This window comes from Pandoraea morbifera (genome assembly GCF_902459575.1).
GTDB classification, from domain to species: Bacteria; Pseudomonadota; Gammaproteobacteria; order Burkholderiales; family Burkholderiaceae; genus Pandoraea; species Pandoraea morbifera.
The window spans coordinates 257,103-281,044 of sequence record NZ_CABPSD010000003.1; the positions used below are offsets into that span (position 1 = coordinate 257,103).

Sequence of the window (23,942 nt, forward strand, 5' to 3'; positions counted from 1 at the left end):
GGACTTTGCAGGGCGCGCCCACGTATGGGGCGGCGCCAGGCGCGTTCAGGCGCGTTCGGCCTGCTTCTTCATTTTCTGCTTGATGCGGTTGCGCTTGAGCGGCGAGAGGTATTCGACGAACACGCGGCCCTTGAGGTGATCCATTTCGTGCTGAATGCACACGGCGAGCAAGCCGTCGGCGTCGAGTTCGAACTTCTCGCCCTTTTCGTTCAGGGCGCGCACGCGCACGCGATCGGCGCGCTCGACTTCGTCGTAGATGCCAGGCACCGACAGACAGCCCTCTTCGTAGACCTTCTGCTCGTCACTGCGCCAGACGATCTCGGGATTGATGAACACACGCAGTTCGTCGCGCGTTTCCGAGAGATCCATCACGATCACCTGCTCGTGCACGTCGATCTGCGTGGCCGCCAGACCAATGCCGGGAGCGTCGTACATGGTCTCGGCCATGTCCTTGACGAGTTGGCGAATCCGGTCGTCGACCTCGGCGACCGGCTTGGCCACCTTGTGCAGACGCGGATCGGGATATTGAAGAATTGTCAGTAATGCCATGATGAAAACGGGAATTCGCCGCATTGCCCCGCAGGCCGCTGCAATCGCACAATCTTGCGATGACTGCGGCGTCGCGACATTCGCGCCGACTCCCAGCCTGCCCCGGCCCCCCGGTCAATGCTTACCGGATGATGAAAAATTTTAGCATAGCGCCCCTGTCGGCGCTGGCGCACGGCGACGTGGCGCCTCCCTCCGAAGTCCGTCCGAAGGTTGGGCCCGGCGCGCCTGCCGAGGCGCCCGGCCAGGGCGACGACGGCGGATCGTGCCCTGCGGACCATGGCCACCCGATCGGCGCGAGCCCCGAGGAAATCAAGGACTGGCTTCGGTTGTGCCACACGCCGGGCGTGCCGCCGGCGGCCGTGCGGCGTCTGTTGACGGTGTTCGGTTTGCCCGCGGCGATCCTCCAGGCGTCACGTGCCGACCTGGCGCAAATCGTGCCGCCGGCCCTCGTCGACCGACTGCTCGCACGAACGTCGCCCGATCTCGGCGGGCAAATCACTCGGACCCTGGCATGGGCCTGCCAACCCGGATGCGCCGTCGTCACGTTGTCCGAGCCTGCCTACCCGCGCGCGCTGTTCGCGCTCGGCGACGCTCCGCCGATCCTGTACTGCCGCGGCGACGCCGGACTGCCGAATCGGGCGGGGGCGATGACGGCCGCGCTTGTCGGCAGCCGGCGTGCCACGCCGCAGGGGTGCGACAACGCCCGGCACTTCGCGCGCGTGCTGGGCGATGCAGGGGTCAACGTCGTGTCGGGACTGGCCGCCGGCATCGACGCCGCCGCCCACGACGGCGCGCTGGACACGCCAGGCGGCACCTGTGCCGTCGTCGGTACCGGTGCGGACATCGTCTACCCGGCCCGACATGGCGCGCTGGCCGAGCGCATTGCCGCAAGCGGGCTGCTGCTGAGCGCCTTTCCCATCGGCACGCCGCCGCGCCCCGACCACTTCCCGCGCCGCAATCGGCTGATCGCCGCGCTCGCGCGATGCACCCTGGTCGTGGAGGCCGCCACGCAATCGGGTTCGCTCATCACGGCGCGCCTGGCGGGCGAACTCGGGCGCGACGTACTCGCCGTTCCCGGATCCATCCACGCGCCGCAGAGCCGGGGCTGCCATGCCCTGATTCGCGATGGCGCCACGCTTGCCACCGGGCCGGAAGACGTGCTCGAAGCCCTTGGCGCCGGCAATCCGCTGCGACCTGCGCCGGACGTGGCCGATCAGGCGAGCGTGGCGTCGACGGCATGCGTGACGTCGCCGTCGGCGACATCGGCAGTGAGGCCGCTGCCGCCGGGCCGCGCAGCAATCCTCGAGGCGCTGGGGTATGATCCGGTCAGCGCGGACACCCTTTGCGGACGCACCGGCCTGGGCATTGCCGAGGTGCTCGCCCACCTGGGCGCACTCGAACTGGACGCAAGCGTCGCCCGCTTGCCGGGCGGCCGGTTTGTCCGGCACAGGCCGCGAGGCGGCGCGCGATGACCCGCCCGCCTACACACCCCGACCCTTTCCCGGACTTCCACCGCCCAGATCCATGCCTGTTTTCGATCCCGTCACCGACCGCTCCGCACTGGCCGCCGTACTCGCCGATGGCAAGACGCGTCTCGTGGCCTGCCTGTGCGCAGCGTGGTGTGGCACCTGCCGCGAGTACGCGCAGACGCTCGAAGCGCTGGCGGCCAGGTATCCCGAACTGTGCTTCGTCTGGGTGGACATCGAGACCCACGCCGACTGGCTCGACGATCACGACATCGAGAACTTTCCCACCCTGCTGGTGCAGGATGCCAGCCAGCCCGCCGGACAGGCGCGCTTTTTCGGTCCGGTGCTACCGGCCATCGGCATCCTCGAGCGCATGCTCGACGCCCGGGTGCTGGGCGACGCCACGGTCGCGGCGCCCGCCCTGCGCGAGCATCTGCTGGGCTGACGGCGCTCGCCGGCACGACCGCCGGGGCGCGCCGCGGTGCGGCTTTGCGCGCGTGCGGCGACCCGTCGGTCCACGCTTGCCGCCGGCCTGCGACGCGCTTATGATGTGCCGCTTCCAGGCACGCCTCGTGCCCTATCCGACGGCAACGCCGGAATGGCTATATGTTATAAAGCCAACGAATGTCGCCTGGCGACACCCCCTCAACATTACCGAACGTCATGTCAAAAGCTCTGATCATTGCCGAGAAACCGTCCGTCGCGAACGACATCGCACGGGCGCTGGGCGGCTTTACCAAGCATGACGAGTACTTCGAGAACGACGATTATGTCGTCTCGTCGGCGGTTGGCCACCTCGTCGAAATCGGCGCGCCGGAAGACTATGAAGTCAAACGCGGCAAGTGGAGCTTCGCCAACCTTCCCGTGATTCCCCCCCATTTCGACCTCAAGCCGATCGCCAAGAGCGAATCGCGCCTGAAGGTGCTCACGCGTCTCATCAAGCGTAAGGACATCGACGTTCTGATCAACGCCTGTGACGCGGGACGCGAAGGGGAGCTGATTTTCCGCCTGATCGCGCAGCACGCGAAAGCGAAGCAGCCGGTCAAGCGTCTGTGGCTGCAATCGATGACGCCGCAGTCGATCCGCGACGGTTTCAAGCGCCTGCGCAGCGACGGCGACATGCTGCCGCTGGCCGATGCCGCGCGCAGCCGCGCCGAAGCCGACTGGCTCGTGGGCATCAACGGCACGCGCGCCATGACCGCCTTCAACAGCAAGGGCGGCGGCTTTTTCCTGACGACTGTCGGTCGCGTGCAAACGCCCACGCTGTCCATCGTGGTCGAGCGCGAAGAGAAGATTCGCAAGTTCGTCTCGCGCGACTATTGGGAAGTGAAGGCCGAGTTCGTGGCCTCGGCGGGCTTCTACGAAGGCCGCTGGTTCGATCCGAATTTCAAGCGCAACGAATTCGACCCCGAGCAGCGCGATTCGCGCCTGTGGAGCCTGGCGGCCGCCGAATCGGTCGTCGCCGCCGTGCGTGGCAAGCATGGCACGGTTACAGAGGAATCGAAACCGTCGACCCAGCTCTCGCCGCTGCTGTTCGATCTGACGAGCCTGCAACGCGAAGCCAACAGCCGTTTCGGCTTCTCGGCGAAGAACACGCTCGGCCTGGCGCAGGCGCTGTACGAAAAGCACAAGGTGCTCACGTACCCGCGTACCGACGCGCGCGCCCTGCCGGAAGACTACCTGGCCACCGTCAAGGAGACGATGGCCGTGCTCAAGGAAAGCAACAATTACCACCAGTTCGCCAACCAGATCCTGAACAAGGACTGGGTCAAGCCGAACAAGCGGATCTTCGACAACAGCAAGATCAGCGACCACTTCGCCATCATCCCGACGCTTCAGGCGCCCAAGAATCTCTCCGAGCCGGAGCAGAAGCTCTACGACCTGGTGGTCAAGCGCTTCCTGGCGGTGTTCTTCCCGGCGGCCGAGTATCAGGTGACGACCCGCATTACGGAAGTGGTGGGGCATCACTTCAAGACCGAAGGCAAGGTGCTCGTGCAGGCCGGCTGGCTGGCCATCTACGGCAAGGAAGGCGCCGACGACGGCAAGGATGCCAAGGCCGGCAAGGAAGACCAGCCGAACCTCGTGCCGGTGGCAAAGGACGAGAAGGTGGGCGTGGACAAGGTCGAGGCCGTGGGGCTGCAGACCAAGCCGCCGGCGCGCTACAGCGAAGCCACGCTGCTCTCGGCGATGGAAGGCGCGGGCAAGCTCGTCGAGGATGGCGAACTGCGCGAAGCCATGGCCGGCAAAGGTCTCGGCACGCCGGCCACGCGCGCGGCCATCATCGAAGGCCTGCTCACGGAAAAGTATCTGGTGCGCGAAGGCCGCGAGTTGCACCCGACGGCCAAGGCGTTCCAACTGATGACGCTGCTGCGCGGCCTCGGCGTGGACGAACTGACCCTGCCCGAACTCACGGGCGAGTGGGAAGCCAAGCTCTCGCAGATCGAGCGCGGCGGGCTCAAGCGCGACGAATTCATGCATGAAATCGCGCAAATGACGCAAACCATCGTCAAGCGCGCGAAGGAATACGACTCGGACACGATTCCGGGCGACTACGCCACGCTGACCACCCCTTGCCCGCACTGCGGCGGCGTGGTCAAGGAGAACTACCGACGTTTCGCCTGTACGAACTGCGCGTTCTCGATCTCGAAGATCCCCGGCGGACGCCAGTTCGAAATCCCCGAGGTCGAAGAACTGCTGCAAAAGAAGACGATCGGTCCGCTGTCGGGTTTCCGCAGCAAGATGGGGCGCCCGTTCTCGGCGATTCTCAAGCTCTCGCCCGACGACGAAATGGGCTACAAGCTCGAGTTCGACTTCGGCCAGGACAGCGGCGACGAAGACGGCGAAGCGCCCGATTTCACCGGACAGGAGCCGGTCGGCAAGTGCCCGAAGTGCGGCGGCCGAGTGTTCGAGCACGGTATGCGCTATGTCTGTGAAAACGCCGTGGCGAATCCCAAGACCTGCGACTTCACGTCAGGCAAGGTCATTCTTCAGCAGGAAATCTCCCGGGAGCAGATTCACAAGCTGCTGACCGAGGGCAAGACGGATCTGCTGACGAACTTCAAGTCGTCGCGCACCGGCCGCACGTTCAAGGCTTATCTGGCCAAGCAGAAGGACGGCACCATCGGCTTCGAATTCGAGGCGAAGGCCCCGAAGAAGACGGCCGCGAAGTCGGGCGACGCCGAAGGCGACGACAAGGGCACCCCGGCGCGCAAGACGGCGGCCAGGACCGCGGCGACGAAGGCACCGGCCAAGAAGGCGGCCGCCAGGAAGACGACCGCGAAAGCCAAGCCGGCAACCAAGACGGCGAGCCCGTCGGACGATGCCTCGTTCGACGAGGACGACGCGCCGTTCTGAGGGCGTCGTCACCGTCCATGGGTGTGCGTCGCAAGACATCGCAGCCATGAAAAAAACGGCCACATCCCTGGCGGGGCGTGGCCGTTTTTCATGGCGCGAAGGCAGTGGGCGTCAAACGTCAAACGGGCATTTCACTGATCGGCGTGTTGGGCGACGGAATTTTGGGAGGCACCCAGCGCTCGGCGGCCGAAATCCCTTCATTCTGGCGGAAGTACTCGACCGTCAGGTCGATGAACCCACGCGTCTTGGCCGACAGGTACTTGCGGCTCGGGTAGACGAGCGACACGTCGACGGGTGTTTGCGAGAAGTTGCGCAGCAGCGCGACGAGATCGCCGTCGCGCACGTCGTTCCCGACCAGATAGGAGGGCAGGAACGCAATACCATGGCCCAGCAGCACCGACTGGCGCAGCAGCGCCGTGTTGTTGCAGATGAACTTGTTCTGCACGCGCACGCGCACCTCGCCGTCCGGGCCGGAGAACACGCGATCGTCGCTCCAGAAGTCATTTGGCAGGCCGAGCACGCCATGCTCGCCCAGTTCCTGCGGCGTGACCGGCTCGCCGTGCTCGGCGATGTACGCCGGCGAGGCGCACAGCATCACGCGGGTTTCGGCGAGCACCCGCGAAATCAGACTTTCGCTGTTGATCATGCGCGTGAGCAGAATGCCGCAGTCGTACCCCTCCTCCACCAGATCGATGGCCCGATCCGTGAGCGTGAGATCGACCACGACCTTCGGGTGCATCTCCTGATATTTCTTGACCAGCGGCGCGAGGTTGCGCAACCCGAACGACACTGGCGCCACGACCTTCAACGTACCTTTCGGGTCGCGCGAGGCACTGGAGATGAGCGCATCGGCTTCGTCGACTTCGTCGATGATCTGCCGGCAGCGTTCGAGGTACACCTGGCCGGCGCCGGTGAGCGACAGACTGCGCGTGGTGCGGTTGAGCAGACGAACGCCAAGATGGGATTCGAGCTCCGCGACGTGACGCGTGACCACGGCGGCCGACAGATCCATCTGGGCAGCCGTACGGGCAAAACTCCCGTTGTCGGCCACTTTGACGAAAACGCGCATCGATTGCAGACGGTCCATGTTGTTTCCAATCGTGATGTGCCGCGTCGATCCGGCGAAGAAAGGCAAAGGCAGGCGTCAGCGGACCAGAGAGGCTCCGGTGCTGCGCAAACCCGCAGGCACTGGCCGGACCGCCGCCCCGGACGGTTCCGGGGAGCGCCACGCGCGTGCCGCCAGGGGTGTCGACACGGCGGGGACTTCAATAAGGCGTTAGCTTACCGTAGGCAGCCAAAAATTGCCTGTCGCGGCAATGATTTTGCGACGTGGCCGTCGGGCATTGAGCGCGTGCCGGTGCGAAGTTCCACGCTGGGTGACGGTCTTCACGGGGCCGTCCCGCCACATGCACGCGGCCGGGCGCGGCGCGAGCGCCCCCGCCCCGGTGTTTGACGCAGGTCAGGGCGGAGCGGGTGTCGCAAGGCTACATTGAGGAATCTCTCATCGTCCCGTGCCCGTCATGTCCGCCCTGCCCCCGATTACGACGTCCTGTGCCAATGCCTCGCGCACTTCCCACGGCTCGCGGTGCCCCGGGTGCGCCTCGCACGCCTCGCACACCTCAGATGACGACCACGGCGATTCGTCGTGTAAAACACGCCGCAACCCCGGCCCGCCCAATGCGGACGCCCCGCCGGCGCCCATCTTCTTCGATGCCCGCCTGCTTGGCCGATATGACGTGAACGGCCCGCGCTACACCTCATACCCGAGCGCGCTGCAATTCCACGACGCGTTCGGCGCCGAAGACTACGCCCGCGCCGCCGCGCAATCCAAACGCACGGGCAAGCCACTCTCGCTGTACCTGCACGTGCCGTTCTGCGACACGGTCTGCTTTTACTGTGCGTGCACGAAGATCGTGACGCACAACCGTGCTCACGCCGACGCCTATGTCGAGCGCCTGCACACCGAGATTGGACGGCAGGCGTCGTTGCTGGGCGCGGGCCGTGCACTTGCGCAGATGCACTGGGGTGGGGGCACGCCGACGTTTCTTTCGCTGGAACAGATCGCGTCGCTCGTCGACGCCATCGCGCGTCAGTTCGTGATGACACACGACGACGACGCCGAATACGCCATCGAGATCGACCCGCGCAGCGCCGGTCCGGCGTCGATTCGCGCCTTGCGCGCCCTGGGCTTCAACCGCCTGTCGATCGGCGTGCAGGATTTCGATCCGAGGGTGCAGGAGGCGATTCATCGCATACAGCCGCGCGCGCTCGTCGAGGCCGCACTCGACGCCGCGCGGAGCAGCGGGTTTCGTTCCGTCAACTTCGATCTGATCTACGGATTGCCCCATCAGACACCGGAATCGTTCTCCAGCACGCTCGACGCCGTCATCGAGATGGCGCCCGAGCGCCTGTCGGTATTCAGCTATGCGCATTTGCCGCAGCAGTTCAAGATGCAGCGGTGCCTGCCCGACGCACTGCCGGACGGCCCTCAAAAACTGGCGCTGTTGCAGACGATCGTTGCGCGGCTGACCGCGGCCGGATACGTCCATATCGGCATGGATCACTTCGCGCGCCCCAACGACGAACTGGCCCGGGCACAGGCTGCCGGGACGCTCCATCGCAACTTCCAGGGCTACAGCACGCGCGCCGACTGCGACCTCGTCGGCGTGGGCATGTCGGCCATCGGACGCGTCGGCGACAGCTACGCGCAAAACGCCAAGACGCTACGGGACTACTATGACGCCATCGATGCCGGCGGCCTCGCGATCGCGCGCGGCGTGCGGCTCGACGATGACGACCATATCCGTCGCGACGTGATTTCGCGCGTGATGTGTCACATGTCGCTGGATTTCGGGGCCATTGAGCAGGCACACGACATCGACTTCGCCGTCTACTTCGCCAACGAGCTCGGCGAGCTGGCCGATCTGGCAGCGGACGGGCTCGTGGCCATCGACGAGCACGGGCTGCGCGTGCTGCCTGCCGGGCACCTGTTGGTCCGCGTCGTCGCCCAGGTATTCGACCGCTACCGACGCAGCGCGGCCAACGCCCGCTGCGCAAAAGTGATGTAGGCGGGGATTCGCGCACGGGGGCCAATGACGAAAGCGCCCGGTGGACCTTCCACCGGGCGCTTTTTCATTCCAATGCAATGACCGCGGCCGAGGCGGCTTGCGTCCTTCGTCGCGACACGCACCACGCGGGACGGGATGCCGCCGTCAGCTCAGCAGCATCGTCCGCCGCTCTTGCCGCCGTAGCGCGCTTCCTGCCGCTCGCGGAAGAACGCCTCGTAGCTCATGACCGGCTGATCCGGATGCGTGGCGCGCATATGCGCCACATACGTGTCGTAATCGGGAAGGCCGACCATCAATCGCATGGCCTGTCCGAGATAGCGTCCGACCTTGCCGACTTCGTCGAGCATGAGACTGGCTCCCTCGGTTCGTCAGATCTGACGCCCGGCGGGCATCGGCTCGAACGGCGTTTCCTTGGCCGTCGGCTTGTTGGCCTGGCGTGCCACGAGGATGGTGCGAAGCCCGAACAGCGCCACGGCGACCACCACGAACATGAACACCCCGGACAGCGTGGCATCGACATAGTCGTTGAACACGATCTGCTGCATCTGTGCGGCCGACTTCGCGGGCGCGAGCAGCTTGCCGTCGGCCAGCGCGGCCTGATACTTCGCGGCGTGGGCGAGGAAACCGACCTTCGGGTCCGGGTCGAACATCTTCTGCCAGCCGGCGGTCAGCGTGCAGGCGAGCAGCCACAGCGTCGGCAGGATCGTGACCCAGGCAAAGCGCTCACGCTTGAGCTTGAACAGCACGCAGGTCGCCAGAATCAGCGCGATGGCGGCGAGCATCTGGTTCGAGATGCCGAACAGCGGCCACAGCGTGTTGATGCCGCCCAGCGGATCCACCACGCCCTGATACAGGAAGTAGCCCCACGCGGCCACGCACAGCGCGGTGGCGATCAGGTTCGCGGGCAGCGAGTCCGTGCGCTTGAGCGACGGCACGAACGTGCCGAGCAGATCCTGCAACATGAAGCGGCCCGCGCGCGTGCCGGCATCCACGGCGGTCAGGATGAACAGCGCCTCGAACAGGATCGCGAAGTGGTACCAGAAGGCCATCATCGCTTCGCCGCCCACGACCTGGTGCAGGATGTGCGCCATGCCGACCGCAAGCGTCGGGGCGCCGCCGGCGCGCGAGATGATCGTGTTCTCGCCAACGGCATGCGCGGTGGCGGTGAGCACGTCGGGCGTGATGGTGAAGCCCCAGCCCGAGACGACATGGGCCACGGCCTCCGGCGTCGTGCCGATCACCGCCGCCGGGCTGTTCATCGCGAAGTACACGCCCGGGTCGATCACCGAGGCGGCGACCAGTGCCATGATGGCCACGAACGACTCCATGAGCATGCCGCCGTAGCCGATGAAGCGCGCGTTGAGTTCGTTATCGAGCAGCTTGGGCGTGGTGCCCGACGAGATCAGCGCATGGAAGCCGGACACGGCGCCGCAAGCGATCGTGATGAAGAGGAACGGGAACAGCTTGCCCGACCAGACCGGTCCGCTGCCGTCGACGAACTGCGTGAGCGCAGGCATCTTCAGCTCGGGCGCGACAACCAGAATGCCGATCGCCAGCGCCAGGATCGTGCCGATCTTGAGGAACGTCGAAAGGTAGTCGCGCGGCGCGAGCAGCAACCATACCGGCAGTACGGAGGCCACGAAGCCGTAGCCGATCAGCATCCACGTCAGTTGCTTGCCGTCGAACGTGAACAGCGGCGCCAGCGTGGCACTGTCGTGCACGCTCTGGCCGAAGTAGATCGCGGCCATCAGCATCACGAAGCCGATGATCGACACTTCGCCGATGCGGCCCGGGCGGATGTAGCGCGTGTAGATCCCCATGAACAACGCGATGGGGATCGTCAGCCCGACGGTGAACGTGCCCCACGGAGACCCCGTGAGCGCCTTGACCACGATCAGCGCCAGCACGGCGAGAATGATGATCATGATCAGAAAGGCGCCGAACAGGGCGATCACGCCGGGGATCATGCCGAGTTCGGACTTCACCAGGTCGCCCAGCGACCGGCCGTCGCGACGCGTGGAGATGAACAGCACCATGAAATCCTGCACGGCGCCGGCAAATACCACGCCCGCGAGGATCCACAACATGCCGGGCAGATACCCCATCTGCGCGGCCAGCACCGGTCCGACCAGCGGTCCGGCGCCGGCGATGGCGGCAAAGTGGTGACCGAAAAGCACGTAGCGGTTCGTGGGCACGTAGTCGAGCCCGTCGTTGTGACGCCAGGCCGGCGTCATGCGCGTGCCGTCGAGTTGCGCCACACGGGTGGCGATGAACTTGCTGTAGAAGCGATACGCGATCAGATATACGCAGATGGCTGCGATCACGATCCAGAGTGCGCTAATGGTTTCACCGCGCGATAGGGCCACCGTGCCGAGCGCGCACGCGCCGACGATGGCCACCGCCGCCCAGGGCAGTTGTTGCCAGATGCGATTCATTGTCTCTCCTCGGAACTGCCTCCTAGGGCAGCGATCCCGGAACGGCGCCGTTGCAGCACTGTTCCGCCTCTTGTTTCAGCACCCCGACGGTGCCGCGAAACGTGGCTCTCTGAACACGCCCCTCTTTTCGGGGGTCTGCATGCAGCGAGGGTCGATGACGCCGCCGACGCGGCGCAAGACAGCGGTGTGGGGGCACACCCGATTGCAGCGCGTCGTCGGGAGGCTTGCCCGATACCACTCGGCAGCCCCGGCCACGATTCGGCGTGTAGTATTGGCGTTTGACCGCCGTGCCACAAGCGCGGAACTACGCAGGTCGGCTACGTGCTATTACGTAGCGCGCCTGCCACCCTACCCCGCGAAAGGCGGTGTTGCAGGCTTCTCGAATGCCATGAATCTCCGACAGAAATTTTTCGTCCTGGCGCTATTGCCGGTGGCGTTGGCCATGGTCGCCATCGCGCTTGCCGTGCGTCACCAGGGCAACGAACTCTCGCGCGCGCAGCACGACGCGGTGCAGACGACATCGCTGGCCAACAAGCGGGCCGAGCTGCTGCATTACGTCGGTCTGGCGCGCAATGCGATCGAGCCGCTGTACGACGGTCCCGACACCCCGGCCGCGCGCGAGCAGGCGCTCGCCACGCTGGCCCGCATGGAGTTCGGCAAAGACGGCTACTTTTTCGTCTATGACCTCGAAGGTCGCAGCCTGATGCATCCGCGCCAGCCAGAGCTCGTGGGTCACAATCTCTGGTCGCTCAAGGACGCGTCGGGGGCGCCGACGATTCAGCGTCTCATCGCCGCGGCGCGCGCTGGCGGCGGCTACGTGCAGTATCCATGGGAAAAGCCGTCACTGCACCAGATGGCGCCGAAGCTCGGCTACGTGATCGCGCTGCCGCGCTGGAACTGGATGATCGGCACGGGGATTTATCTCGACGATGTACAAACCACGTTGCGTGCGTCAGACGAGCGCGCGCAGGCGAACATCGATCGCACGCTGATCTGGATCACGCTCATCGCGTCGTCGTGTCTGGCAATCGTGGGGCTTTGCGGACTAGTGGTGAACATCACCGAACTCAAGACTGCCGACGCCAAACTGCGCCAGCTCGCGCGTCAAGTGGTGGAGTCGCAGGAGATCGAGCGTTCGCGTATCTCGCGCGAATTGCACGACGGCATCAGCCAGCTCCTCGTGTCGGTCAAGCTGCTGCTCGAGTCGGCGTCGATGCGCCTGCCGGGGTCGCCCGCGGCGGTCAGCGCCACGCTCGGCGTGGCCATCGAGCGACTGAACGGCACGCTCGGCGAGGTTCGTCGGATTTCACAGGCGCTGCGCCCGGCCACGCTCGACGACCTCGGGCTGGCGGCCGCCATCGATCAGCTCGCGCGCGAGTTCGGCTCGCACGCGGGATTGCCCGTCGATATTCAGGTCGAAGGCGAGCCCCCGGCGCTCGACGACAACATCAAGACAATGTTGTATCGCATCGCCCAGGAGGCATTGACGAACATCGAGCGTCACGCTCAGGCCTCGCGCGTGTCGATCCGGCTCATCTTCAAGCCCGACGGCATTCACCTGTCGATCACCGACGACGGGCGTGGCTTCGATGTGACCGACGTGCACCACGACCCCAGCCACGGCATCGGCTTGCGCAACATGCGCGAGCGTCTCGACGCCGTTGGGGGCGTGCTGGGCATCCAGTCGTGGCCCGGCCTCACCACCATCAGCGCGTGGGTTCCGCTCACGCCCGCCGCCGTGCAAGCGGCGCTTCGCGCAACCTCACGCCAATGACGCAAACCCCTCCCATCCGACTGCTGTTGATCGACGACCATCCGCTCGTGCGCGACGGACTGCGTGCGCGTTTCGATGCCGCGCCGAACCTTCAGGTCGTGGGCGAAGCCGGCAACGCCGCCGAAGCCCTCGCCCGCGCGAAGACATCGTCGCCGGATCTGGCGTTGATGGACATCAGCATGCGCGGCACGAACGGCATCGAACTGACCGCCCTGTTTCGCGAGCAGTTTCCCCACATCGCCGTGCTGATCCTGTCCATGCACGACAACGCGGAGTACGTCCGTCAGGCCGTGCGCGCCGGCGCGCGCGGCTATGTGCTCAAGGACGCACCGGCGCATGAGATCGTGACCGCCATCGAACGCGTGGCCCGAGGCGACGCCTACTACAGCGCCGCCATCGCCGCGCGCGTGGTGCAGGCCTCGACGTCGCACGCACCGATCGACTCGCTCACGCCTCGCGAGCGCGAAATCCTCTCGCGCATTGCTCGCGGCCTCGCCAACAAGCAGATTGCGACGGAGATGGATCTCTCGGTCCGTACGGTCGAGACGCATCGCTTGAACATCAAACGCAAGCTCGGCATCGAAGGACAGGCAGAGCTGATCAAGTTCGCGGTGGAAAACCGATTGTGATGCAGGCTCGTGAGGCGGCGTCATGAGATGACGGGGCCCGGTGGCGCGGTGGGGTGCCTTCCCGGTTAATGCGCAGTCAGACTGGCGTAACCGGAAGAGCGTTGTCCGAACGGAACAACGGGAGGTATGCAATCACCGCGCGAGCGCGCGAAGCCGCCGGAATCCCTGCGTCACAAGGCTTTCAGAACGATCGCGGGACAACAAAAAAATCCCGCCGGCGTTTCCACCGACGGGATCGATTGGTGTTTCGCCTTCAGCGCGCCGATCATTCCGGCACGCTCGGCATCACTTGTTCAGGCGACGCTCGATGTCTGCCTTCGTGTCGAGCAGTGCCTGGGGCAGGTTTTGCCTGAGCGTTTCGAACAGCTCCGCGTGCAGCTTCAGCTCGTCACGCCATGCGGCCGGATCCATCGAGGTCACCTCGTCGAACTGCGCCGGCGTGAACGACAGCCCGTTCCAGTTCAGGTCTTCGTACCGCGGCGTAATGCCGAACGCGTGCTCCACGCCCTGCGCCTTGCCGTCGATGCGTCCGAGCATCCAGGCCAGAACGCGCATGTTCTCGCCGAAGCCCGGCCACACGAACTTGCCGTCGGCGCCCTTGCGGAACCAGTTCACGCAGTAGATCTTCGGCAGGGTCGCGCCCATCTTGTCGAGATGCGCGCCGGTGTCGAGCCAGTGCTGGAAGTAGTCGCTCATGTTGTAGCCGCAGAACGGCAGCATCGCGAACGGATCGCGACGCACCACGCCCTGTTGGCCGGCCGCCGCCGCGGTCGTCTCCGAGCCCATTGTCGCGGCCATGTACACGCCTTCGGTCCAGTCGCGCGCCTCGGTCACCAGCGGCACGGTCGTCGAACGACGGCCACCGAAGATGAACGCATCGATCGGCACACCGGCCGGGTTCTCCCAATCGGGGTCGATGGACGGGCACTGTGCGGCGGGCGCCGTGAAGCGCGAGTTCGGATGCGCGGCCTTGCGCCCGGTTTCCCTGGCGATCTCCGGCGTCCAGTCCTTGCCCTGCCAGTCGATCAGGTGCGCGGGAGGCGTGTCGGTCAGCCCCTCCCACCACACGTCACCGTCGTCGGTGAGCGCGACGTTGGTGAAGATCACGTTCTCGCCCAGCGTGGCGAGCGCGTTCGGGTTGGTCTTCTCGCTCGTGCCCGGCGCCACGCCGAAGAAGCCGGCTTCCGGGTTGATGGCGTACAGACGGCCGTCCTTGCCCGGCTTGATCCAGGCGATGTCGTCGCCGATCGTCTCGACCTTCCAGCCCTCGAAGCCCTTCGGCGCGATGAGCATGGCAAAGTTGGTCTTGCCGCACGCCGACGGGAATGCCGCCGCCACGTGGTACTTCCGGCCCTCGGGCGAGGTCACACCCAGGATGAGCATGTGCTCGGCGAGCCAGCCTTCATCGCGACCCATCTTGGAGGCGATGCGCAGCGCGAAACACTTCTTGCCCAGCAGCGCGTTGCCGCCGTAGCCCGAGCCGTAACTCCAGATCTCACGGGTTTCCGGAAAGTGAACGATGTATTTGGTGCTGTTGCACGGCCACGCCACGTCCGTCTCGCCGGCGGCGAGCGGCTTGCCGACGGTGTGCACGCAGGGCACGAACTCGCCATCCTCGCCGAGCACGTCGTACACGTCGCGGCCCATGCGCGTCATGATGCGCATGTTGACCGCCACGTAAGGCGTGTCGGACAGTTCCACCCCGATGTGCGCGATGGGCGAGCCGAGCGGTCCCATCGAGAACGGCACCACGTACATCGTGCGACCACGCATGCAGCCCTGGAACAGGCCGTCGAGCGTGGCGCGCATCTCGCGCGGGTCGATCCAATGGTTGGTCGGGCCGGCGTCTTCGCGCTTCTCGCTGCAAATGAACGTGCGGTCCTCGACGCGCGCGACGTCCGAGGGGTCGGACAGCGCGAGAAACGAATTCGGGCGCTTGGCGGGGTTGAGCCGCCGCATCGTACCGGCGGCCACCATCTGTTCGCACAGACGGTCGTACTCCTGCCGGGAGCCGTCGCACCAGACAACGCGCTCGGGCTGGGTGTGCGCCGCGATCTGCGACACCCAGTCGATCAGCTTGCGGTGGCGCACCCAGGCGGGCAAATCACGCGTTGCAACATTGGACGAGGAAGAGGCGTTGAGCGCGCTGGCGCTCACACTGGCTTGCGTCATGGGGGTTGTCTCCATGCAGAGTCGAGGAATCGGGACAGGCACCGGGCGTGCGCATCGCGCAGACGCCGGGTGTGCTTTGCGCGGATAGCTTCGCGAGCACGAAATCTCGCGAGGCGGCCCGTCCGGTTGGGGATACCGGCGGGTTGGCAGGGGGCAACACGCGCACCGATACGCGCGCATCAGGCGTCTCGCTCACCAGGTCCGACTTGCTTTTGCGGGGTGGGTTCGATTTTTTGCCATCGTGTTGAGGCGGTTTCGCCATGGTTGCCAGGACACCTGCCATACTATGCAAAACGAGGCGTCAGCATACCACCGCGCAAAATGCGCCGGTGCTGCGTCGCAACAAGGCTGGCCGGGCGTTTTCGCCGACGAGTCCGCCATGTCCACGACCAGTACGCCCGCCCCCTCGCGGCGGCCTCCGACATTGATTCCGTTGGCGCCGGACGCATCGTCCGGCACCGACCCGATTACGTTTTGCCATGAAAATTGCCATTCTCGACGACTATCAGGACGCTGTGCGCAAGCTCGACTGCTTCTCCCTGCTGGCCGGTCACGACGTCAAGGTCTTCAACAACACGGTGAAGGGTGTCGGGCAATTGTCCGCCCGGGTCGGCGAAGCGGAAGTGCTCGTCCTGATTCGCGAGCGCACCGCCATCACCGCGCAACTCATCGACAAACTGCCGCGTCTGCGCGTTATCAGCCAGACCGGTCGCGCCGGCAACCACATCGACATCGAGGCCTGCACCGCGCGCGGCGTGGCCGTGCTCGAGGGCGTGGGCTCGCCGACGGCTCCGGCGGAACTCACGTGGGCCCTGATCATGGCCGCCCAGCGCCGCATTCCCCAATACGTGGCCAGCCTCAAGCACGGCGCCTGGCAGCAGTCGGGGCTGAAGTCGTCGAGCATGCCGCCGAACTTCGGGCTCGGGCAGGTGTTGCGCGGCCAGACGCTCGGCCTGTGGGGCTATGGCAAGATCGGCCGGCTCGTGGCCGGCTATGGCCGCGCGTTCGGCATGGAAGTCATGGTGTGGGGCCGCGAAGGCTCACGCGAGGCCGCCGCCGCCGACGGTCTGCGCGTGGCCGGGAGCAAGGAAGAACTCTTTGCCAAGAGCGACGTGTTGTCGCTGCATCTGCGTCTGAACGACGAAACGCGTCACGTCGTGAAACTGGAAGACCTGTTGCAGATGAAGCCGACCGCCCTGTTCGTGAACACGAGCCGCGCGGAACTGGTGGAAGAGAATGCCCTGATCACAGCCTTGAACCGCGGGCGTCCGGGCATGGCCGCCATCGACGTCTTCGAGAGCGAGCCGATCCTGCAAGGCAATCCGCTGCTGCGGCTGGAGAATTGCGTGTGCACGCCGCATATCGGCTACGTGGAGCGCGAGAGCTACGAAATGTATTTCCGCGTGGCGTTCCAGAACATCGTCGACTTCCTGAACGGCGATCGCTCGCACGTCGCGAATCCGGCCGCGCTGCTCGGCTTCGGACGTTGAGGGCGGCGGCCGACATCGTCGGTCTTCGCAACGGCCCCTACTTCCGCATGTCCAGATGGCGCAGGAACGCCTCGCCGTCGCGCCGGCCCAGTTCGAAAGCCGGGCGCATCATGTCGGGACGCGTGTAATCCCAGCTGGAGATCGGCACCGCCTCTGACGGCTGCACGTAAAGCCGGTCCTGCCCCGCATGGTGCTGTGTGAAGATCTGCGGACGCGGATAGCGGCGCGTCACCATCACGAGCACCTGCCCCGGCACGGCGTCGAGCGCGTCGACGGGCACGTTGTCGACCATGCCGCCGTCGAGCACGGCCCGCCCCCCGCGCCGCAGAATCGGGGTGAACGGCGGCGTGCACGACGACTGCAGCATCAGGTCGGCGAGATCGGCCGCGGTGCGGCAGTCCTGCGCGCGCACGAATTCCGGCGTGAAGCCCAGGCGGCGTGCGAGCGTCGGATGCAGCGTGCGACGCACGTGCTTGTCGATGTTGTACGCGACCAGGCCCGCCGCCGTTGCCGAGCGAGGCCCCAGCCAGCGCGGGATGTGCGAGATGCCCACACGTATTTCCGGCCCGGCGGCAAGCTTGTCGAGCTGCCCGTCATAGATGTCGAGCAGCGCCTGGCGATAAATCCGGTAGTGCGGGAACACACGCTCGCGCCGCAGCAGATTGCCCCAGTAAGCATTCTTGCGATTGCTCGCCAGTGCCTTCCGGTAATAGTCCATCACCCAGTCCGACTCGCGCATGTGCAGCATGCAGGCCGTGGCGGCGCCGGCCGATATCCCGGTGATCACGCGCGGACGCAGCGGTACGTCGCGCGTCACCCGCTCCCAGAATCCCGCCTGCCACCAGCAACGGTTGCCGCCGCCGGCGAATACGATCTGATCGAACATGGGTTACCCCGGTGGGTTGATAGGGTGGCGCAATCGCCTTGCGCTCGCGTGCGACCGCCGCTCTCCTGCCGCGATATGCCCGCATCGCCGAATCGTCAACGCAACGCGTCGACACGAGCGGGCGATCCCCGCTGCGCCGCCGTGCCGCCGACGCTTACAGCAATGCGTACGTCGTGGTGGCGTGCACGGCCATCTTGCCTGATGCGTCGTGGATCTCGATTTCGCCGAACACCAGGTTCTTGCCGCGACGCAGAATGCGCGCGACGATGCGCAGATCGCCGTCCGTCACGGGGCGCATGAACTGAGTATTGAGCGTGACGGTCGTCATCGGCTGGAAGCCGCCGAGCGCGGCCGACAGCGCCACCACCATTGCCGTGTCTGCCACCGACATGAACACTTGCCCGCAGATCACGCCGCCGGCATGCTTGAAGGCCGCATCGAACGGCAGCCGCAGCTCGCTCTGCTCGGGCCCGACCGCCTCGACCCGCAAATTCAATTGCCGCACCCACGGCGAGACGAGTTCATCGAGCAGCTTCTGCGCTTGCACCAGTTCCATCCTGCCGGTCCTCCGGTTGTCGTTGTGACGCCGATGATAGCTGTAAAACAAGCGCGCCACCCGGCAAGAGGTGGCGCGCTGGTCATGCATGTGAACGCCCGCTCGAGGCAGGCGACAACGGCTTACCCGTTCGTCTTGTCACGGCGGATGCGTTGGCTCTGATGGTTCTCGCGGTGCTGCACGCCCGCCTGCTCGCCAGCGCTCACGTGACCGTTCTTTCCGGCATGCGCCTCGGCGGCGTCCACATGCGCCTGGCCGCGCTCGAGATTACCCACCTGCTGGTGGCTCAGCGTGCCGGCGGCCTGACCTTGCGCGATGCGCTTTTCCTGGTTCACATTGCGCTGAACGTCGGACTGCATGCGCTCCGACGACGCCGACACGGGGTTGCCTGCCTTACTGTTGTGCTTGAGTTGCTCGATCTTCGCGCTTTCCTTGTTCTGTGCCTTCGCGATACGCGCCTGCTCGGCGGCGGTGTCGCCGGTATGGTCGGCGTGCGCCTGCATCTTGTCGATCTTTGCTTCGCCCTTCTCGAGCTTGGAGGCTTCGCGCGTGGTCAGTTGACCGCTCTTGAGCCCGTTCTCGATGCGTTGCTGCTGCTGGATGTCACGTGCAGTTTGCGTGGCAGTGCCCTGTGCAAACGCCTGCGAGGCGAACACACCGCCGAGGGCAACGGTCACGGCGCTCAGGATCAGGGTTTTACGGACGTTCATGATGGAATCCTTAGTGGCTTTGCAATGCTCGATGGACGCCTGAACACCACGATGTCGGGTGGGTTCGGCAAACCGGCGGGGACGCTCGGCGGTGGCGGGATTGCCAGCGATTCGCCGCGTCCTTATGCGGATTAACGGCGGACCGCGAGACCGCGCCGACAGCGGCCGTGTAACCGCGCAGTCCGAAAAGTAACGGCTTGTAATCGGCGCGTCGTGGCCGAATCGCGCTATGTCCCTGAAATCGCTGGGACACCCGCAGACAGCGCCGTAACGATTTGATACAGTGATGCCCATTTGGCCGGCACGTCACCCTTTAAGCGTGTCACCCCGTTACTTTCAGCCCCCTTTCGCGACCCCGCGATTCAAGAAGGAGCCTCAACCATGCAGAGCACCAGAGACGACCTCGGCAAACTGATCCTGCGCCTCACCCTCGGTATCCTGCTGCTGTTTCACGGCATCAACAAGGTCATCAACGGCGTGGGATTCATCCAGGGCATGATTACGTCGCACGGTCTGCCGGGCTGGCTCGCCTACGGTGTCTATCTGGGCGAAGTGCTCGCGCCGGTGTTGTTGATTCTCGGCGTGCTCACCCGACTGGGTGGGCTGCTCGTCGTGGGCAACATGATCATCGCCTTTACACTGGTTCACTTCGGCCAGCTCGGCGACCTCGCGAAGACGGGCGGCTGGGCGCTCGAACTTCAGGGCTTCTATCTGTTCGCCGGCCTCTGCGTGATGCTTTTCGGCGCCGGACGGTACAGCGTGTCGGGCGGTCGCGGCACCTGGGACTGATTGCAGCGTTCGCTTGCCGCGCCCCCAAACGCTCGCGTCGTTTCGCGCGAACGCTGGATCGGCCCGCCCCTGTCGCCAGACGGCAAGGGCGGGCCGAGTCGTTTCGGAATATTGCGAATGCGGGCGCCGGTAACGCCAGGTAATACAGCGGTTGCACTTTGCAACTTCTTCGTCGCGACGATGACTTACTCTGAAACTGCCAATTCCGGCAGTACCCAAAGGAGTTAACACCATGCGCAAACTGAAGATCGCCGCCGCCTCCGCCGCCCTCGTCGCCCTCACCGCCAGCTCGATGTTCAGTCTGGCGCACGCCGCCGACGCCACGGCACCGGCAACGGGACCCAACGCCGCCATGCATCACATGCGCGGCGAACATGGTCCCTGGGGCCTGGGCAACATTCGACAGTTGCACGATCAGTTGAAGCTCAACCCGCAGCAGGAACAGGCCTGGCAGCAGGCGGTGAACACGTCGAAGCAGAATCGCGAGGCCATGCGCAAGAACGGCGAGCAGTTCCGTGAGATGTTCGCGCAGGCGAAGGACCAGCAGGTGCTCGATCTGGCGGGCATGCGTGCGGCCCGCGAGAAGGTGTTCGACCAGAACCGCCAACTGCGCAGCCAGACCGAAGACGCGTGGCTGAACGTGTACAACGGCCTGAACAACGATCAGAAGGTGCTCGTGAGCAACGCCATCAAGGCGCGTTGGGCCAAGATGAAGGCCTGGCACGACAAGGCACGCCAGCACCGAGGTCCGATGCACAAGGGCGCGCCGGCGACGCAGCCGCCGGCAGGTCAGGCTCAATAAGCGCGAGGCCAGCGCCGCCGGGCGCGATCGCCCGGCATGTCGTGAGACGCCCGGTTCCCGGATTGCCCGGGGATCGGGCGTTTTTTTCATGCCGTGCGGCGAACCGGTTGACGCGTTCGCGCGCGCACCTCGTCAGGTCTCGCTCCAGATGCGCAGCAGGTTGTGATAACAGCCGACCAGCGTGCGTCTCGCGGTGTCGTCGGCGTCCGTCGAATTCAACCGCTGGATCGCGTTGTCCATGTCGAACAGCAGTGTGCGTTGGGTGTCGTCCTTCACGAGGCTCTGCACCCAGAAGAAGCACCCCACCCGCGTGCCCCGCGTGATCGGGTTCACGCGATGCAGGCTCGTCGCCGGATAAAGCACCATGTCGCCCGCCGCCAGCTTCACCTCATGCGCGCCGTACTGATCCTCGATCACCAGTTCGCCGCCGTCGTATTCGTGCGGCGATGCGAGAAAAAGCGTGGCCGAGATATCGGTGCGAATGCGCATGCCGCTGCCCGGCTGGAGCCGGATCGCCCCGTCGACATGATTGCCGAAGTGCATGCCTTCACCGTAGCGGTTGAACATCGGGGCGTAGACCTTGTTGGGCAGCGCCGCGCTGATGAACAGCGGGTTGCGCTCCAGCGCACCGAGTATCACGTCGCCCAGTTCCCGCGCAACGTCGGAGCGCTCGTCGATCTGCTGGTTCTGCTTGACCGGCGCGCCCTGGTAGCCTGCCGTCGCAAGTCCGTCGACCCACGCAGGCCCCGCACCGTCGAGCCGGGCGCGAACCCGGTTCACCTGATCCGGATTGAGGACATTCGGTATGCGCAGCAACATCGGCGGACTTCCTTCGAAAGCGATCGGGATTGGATCAGAACCGGTACGTGCCGGTGAGCATGGCCGTGCGTCCGACACCCGGCACGGCGCGGCCGCCGTCCGACGGAATGAGCGAGTCGAAATACGTCTTGTTGAAGACGTTGAGCAGATTCAGGCGGATGTCGTACTTCGGTTGATGATAGGCGACGGTGGCGTCCCAACGAGTATAGCCGCCCACCCGGATCAGGTTGGTGTTCGCGGCATAGCGCATCGACATGTAGTTCATGCCGCCGCCGACTTCCCAGTGTCCGAACGTATAGGTGGACCAAAGGGTCAGCGAATGGCGGGGCGTATTCGCCAGCACATTGCCCTGCGTGCCGTCGTTGGCCTGCACGACCTGCGAGTTCAGGAACATGTAGCCGCCCATCACTTGCCAGTTCGGCGTGAGGTGTCCAGTTGCGCTCACCTCGGCGCCGCGCACGCGCACCTTGCCCGCGTTGGAGTACTGCCCAGAAGTGCCGGTCTGCGTGCGGGCGTTGTTCTTGGTGATCTGGAACAGTGCCGTGTTGATCGAGAGATTGTCGTCGAACAGATTCCACTTGCTGCCGACCTCGAACGACTCGTTCGTCTCCGGCGGCAACGCCTGCGTGTTGTTCGTCACGGTCAGCGCTTCGAGCGACGGATTGAACGACGTGCCGTACGAGAAGTAATACGACTGCGCCTCGCTGGGCTGGTAGATCACACCGGTGCGCACGCTCGTGTAATTGACCGTTTGCGTGGCGTAGCCCGGTGAACTCGTGGTGTTCGAAAGCTGTGCCTTGTAGCGATCCCAGCGCAGGCCGCCCACCCACTTCCAGTGCTTGCTCAGCGCGATCGTGTCGTTCGCATAAAACGCCAGCGTCTGCGCGCTCCCCTGCGCGAGATTGCCCGCAGTGGTCGTCACGTTCGGCAGATTCGCGTAGTACGCCGTGCTATTGGCGGGAATCCAGCCGAGAAACCCCGTGGACTGCCCGGCACCGGTGCGTGAATACGCCTGGTTCTCGTACGTATCGTGTCCGATCTCCGCCCCGGCGATCAGGGTGTGCGTGAATGGCCCGGTGGTGAACGTTTTCACCACGTCGGTCTGGTTGTACAGCGACGAGTCCGTGATCTTGCGATCGTGACTCTGCAACTGCACCCAGAGCTGATCGAGCGAGTATGAGGGAATCCCTGCCGTGCGCCCGACCGGCAGCGCGGTGAAGCCGCCCGAGCCGTTGCGAATGCCCACCGCGTGCGACGAGGTCTCGATGGCGTCGATGACATAGCGGCTGTACTGCGTCTGGTTGGTGATCTTCAGGCTGTCGTCGAATTTGTGCTCGATCTTCGCCGAGAAGCTCATCACGTCCTGCACCGTGCGATCGGTCGTCAGGCCGTAGAACTGGCTTTTGGAGATGGGCAGCGGACTGCCGTTGTAACCCACCGTGCCATAGTCCGCCATGTCGCGGTTGTGCTCGATCAGCGCCGAGAGCGTGATCTGCGTTGGGGTCCCGATACCAAGCTTGAGCGTCGGTGCGACGCCCCAGTCCCGATTGTTCATGACGTCGCGCGTGGTGTGGATGTCCTGCGCGAAGCCGTTGATGCGAAAGGCAGCGGTGTCCGAAAGCGGACGATTGAAGTCGAACGTGCCGCGATACCTGTCGTTCGTGCCGATGGTGCCCGACACTTCGTTGAGCGGCTTGAGGTTCGCCTGCTTGCTCACCTGGTTGATGACACCCCCGGTCGATCCGCGGCCGAAGAGCATCGACGACGGCCCCTCGAGCACTTCGATCGAATCGAGATTGAACGTGTCGCGATAGTACTGGCCACGATCGCGGAAGCCGTCCAGATAAATGTCGGTGCGCGCGGTGAAACCGCGCAGATTGATGTTGTTGCCGATCTGCCCGCCCTCGGCGCCGCCGAGCGTGATGGCCGGCGAGTTGCGCAGGGCATCGGCGAACGACGTCGCGCCCTGCGCCTGCATCACGGCCTTGTCGATCACCGTGACGGACTGTGGAATGTCGCGGATCGCCGTCGGCACCTTGCCGCCGACGGTGGCCATGTCACGCTGGTATTCGTCGCGGATCGACGCGCCCGACACGTCGGTTCGCGGCAACGCCGCGGCGGGAGCGGCCGGCGCGGTTCCGGAGGTGGCGGCTTCGGCTGCCGTGGTCGCCTCGGAAACGGCCGCGCCCTGCGCGGCGGCCGAAGCGGAACAGGGAAGGGCGAGCGGCGTGGCGAAGAGCGCCATCATCGCGAGCGCGAGGGGCTTGCGTTGCGTCATGATCGTTGTCGAAGAACGGCGAAACTACCGCCGATGGGTGAGCGAGTGAGCGAAACAGTCTGGGTCGCGAATATAAATAAGAATGATTTGCATTTCAATATCTAATTGCTCACCGCCTTTGCTGAAACTCCGCTTGTTTCCCACGCCATGCGCCACAATTCCGCA

The 23,942-nt window shown here is 65.2% G+C and carries 19 protein-coding genes; 9 read left to right on the forward strand and 10 right to left on the reverse strand.

The genetic code is table 11. The features are described 5' to 3' along the window. Positions 1-45 precede the first annotated feature (45 nt). Positions 46-549, reverse strand: a complete 504-nt coding sequence (def, locus tag PMO31116_RS07305) for a peptide deformylase (protein WP_023872755.1) — start codon at positions 547-549, stop codon at positions 46-48. Between the two features lie 128 nt (positions 550-677). Between def and dprA the strand changes: the two genes are divergently transcribed. From dprA to PMO31116_RS07320, 3 genes are all read left to right on the forward strand, one after another. Further along, positions 678-2,021, forward strand: coding sequence for a DNA-processing protein DprA (dprA, locus tag PMO31116_RS07310; RefSeq protein ID WP_246185182.1), 1,344 nt, complete (start codon positions 678-680; stop codon positions 2,019-2,021). 52 nt (positions 2,022-2,073) lie between these two features. Next, complete coding sequence (locus tag PMO31116_RS07315) at positions 2,074-2,460, forward strand: thioredoxin family protein (RefSeq protein WP_150566138.1); 387 nt, start codon at positions 2,074-2,076, stop codon at positions 2,458-2,460. Positions 2,461-2,678: 218 nt separating this feature from the next. Beyond that, positions 2,679-5,369, forward strand: a complete 2,691-nt coding sequence (locus tag PMO31116_RS07320; protein ID WP_150566139.1) for a DNA topoisomerase III — start codon at positions 2,679-2,681, stop codon at positions 5,367-5,369. Between the two features lie 118 nt (positions 5,370-5,487). Here PMO31116_RS07320 and PMO31116_RS07325 read toward each other — a convergent pair whose 3' ends face one another. Further along, entirely contained in the window at positions 5,488-6,456 is a 969-nt protein-coding gene (locus tag PMO31116_RS07325; protein ID WP_150566140.1) for a LysR family transcriptional regulator, read from the reverse strand. A 613-nt stretch (positions 6,457-7,069) separates the two neighbouring features. Here PMO31116_RS07325 and hemN point away from each other — a divergent pair. Next, positions 7,070-8,437 (forward strand): oxygen-independent coproporphyrinogen III oxidase, encoded by a 1,368-nt coding sequence (gene hemN, locus PMO31116_RS07330; protein WP_150566290.1) that lies wholly within the window; start codon positions 7,070-7,072, stop codon positions 8,435-8,437. Between the two features lie 149 nt (positions 8,438-8,586). Here hemN and PMO31116_RS07335 read toward each other — a convergent pair whose 3' ends face one another. Then, positions 8,587-8,784, reverse strand: a complete 198-nt coding sequence (locus PMO31116_RS07335) for a YbdD/YjiX family protein (RefSeq protein ID WP_023598160.1) — start codon at positions 8,782-8,784, stop codon at positions 8,587-8,589. 21 nt (positions 8,785-8,805) lie between these two features. Then, the gene (locus PMO31116_RS07340; protein ID WP_150566141.1) at positions 8,806-10,872 is read right to left on the reverse strand and encodes a carbon starvation CstA family protein; all 2,067 of its coding nucleotides are present in this window, start codon (positions 10,870-10,872) and stop codon (positions 8,806-8,808) included. Positions 10,873-11,260: 388 nt separating this feature from the next. Here PMO31116_RS07340 and PMO31116_RS07345 point away from each other — a divergent pair, with 388 nt between their 5' ends. Next, on the forward strand, positions 11,261-12,646 hold the full coding sequence (locus PMO31116_RS07345; protein ID WP_150566142.1) for a cache domain-containing protein: 1,386 nt from the start codon (positions 11,261-11,263) through the stop codon (positions 12,644-12,646). Next, positions 12,643-13,275: a response regulator gene (locus PMO31116_RS07350; RefSeq protein WP_063598767.1), complete on the forward strand. Its 633-nt coding sequence runs from the start codon at positions 12,643-12,645 to the stop codon at positions 13,273-13,275. Before PMO31116_RS07345 ends, PMO31116_RS07350 begins: the two co-directional genes overlap by 4 nt. 285 nt (positions 13,276-13,560) lie before the next feature. On the opposite strand, the gene PMO31116_RS07355 is transcribed toward PMO31116_RS07350, so the two are convergent. Next, positions 13,561-15,447 (reverse strand): phosphoenolpyruvate carboxykinase (GTP), encoded by a 1,887-nt coding sequence (locus PMO31116_RS07355; RefSeq protein WP_150566143.1) that lies wholly within the window; start codon positions 15,445-15,447, stop codon positions 13,561-13,563. A 479-nt stretch (positions 15,448-15,926) separates the two neighbouring features. Between PMO31116_RS07355 and PMO31116_RS07360 the strand changes: the two genes are divergently transcribed. Continuing rightward, entirely contained in the window at positions 15,927-16,937 is a 1,011-nt protein-coding gene (locus PMO31116_RS07360) for a D-2-hydroxyacid dehydrogenase family protein (RefSeq protein ID WP_150566144.1), read from the forward strand. Between the two features lie 37 nt (positions 16,938-16,974). On the opposite strand, the gene PMO31116_RS07365 is transcribed toward PMO31116_RS07360, so the two are convergent. The 3 genes from PMO31116_RS07365 to PMO31116_RS07375 form a co-directional block, all read right to left on the reverse strand. Beyond that, a complete protein-coding gene (locus PMO31116_RS07365; RefSeq protein ID WP_150566145.1) occupies positions 16,975-17,823 on the reverse strand; it encodes a patatin-like phospholipase family protein in 849 nt (282 codons plus the stop codon). 154 nt (positions 17,824-17,977) lie between these two features. Further along, a complete protein-coding gene (locus PMO31116_RS07370; RefSeq protein WP_023598168.1) occupies positions 17,978-18,379 on the reverse strand; it encodes a PaaI family thioesterase in 402 nt (133 codons plus the stop codon). A gap of 122 nt (positions 18,380-18,501) precedes the next feature. Then, complete coding sequence (locus tag PMO31116_RS07375; protein WP_150566146.1) at positions 18,502-19,089, reverse strand: hypothetical protein; 588 nt, start codon at positions 19,087-19,089, stop codon at positions 18,502-18,504. A 381-nt stretch (positions 19,090-19,470) separates the two neighbouring features. Between PMO31116_RS07375 and PMO31116_RS07380 the strand changes: the two genes are divergently transcribed. Together PMO31116_RS07380 and PMO31116_RS07385 are read left to right on the forward strand one after the other, a co-directional pair. Beyond that, positions 19,471-19,878: a DoxX family protein gene (locus PMO31116_RS07380; RefSeq protein ID WP_150566147.1), complete on the forward strand. Its 408-nt coding sequence runs from the start codon at positions 19,471-19,473 to the stop codon at positions 19,876-19,878. Positions 19,879-20,110: 232 nt separating this feature from the next. Further along, the gene (locus tag PMO31116_RS07385; protein ID WP_150566148.1) at positions 20,111-20,680 is read left to right on the forward strand and encodes a Spy/CpxP family protein refolding chaperone; all 570 of its coding nucleotides are present in this window, start codon (positions 20,111-20,113) and stop codon (positions 20,678-20,680) included. A 132-nt stretch (positions 20,681-20,812) separates the two neighbouring features. Here the strand turns inward: PMO31116_RS07385 and PMO31116_RS07390 are convergent, their stop codons facing one another. Continuing rightward, positions 20,813-21,499 (reverse strand): Fe2+-dependent dioxygenase, encoded by a 687-nt coding sequence (locus tag PMO31116_RS07390; RefSeq protein ID WP_150566149.1) that lies wholly within the window; start codon positions 21,497-21,499, stop codon positions 20,813-20,815. Positions 21,500-21,533: 34 nt separating this feature from the next. Continuing rightward, positions 21,534-23,777, reverse strand: coding sequence for a TonB-dependent receptor (locus tag PMO31116_RS07395; protein WP_150566150.1), 2,244 nt, complete (start codon positions 23,775-23,777; stop codon positions 21,534-21,536). Positions 23,778-23,942: the final 165 nt, after the last annotated feature.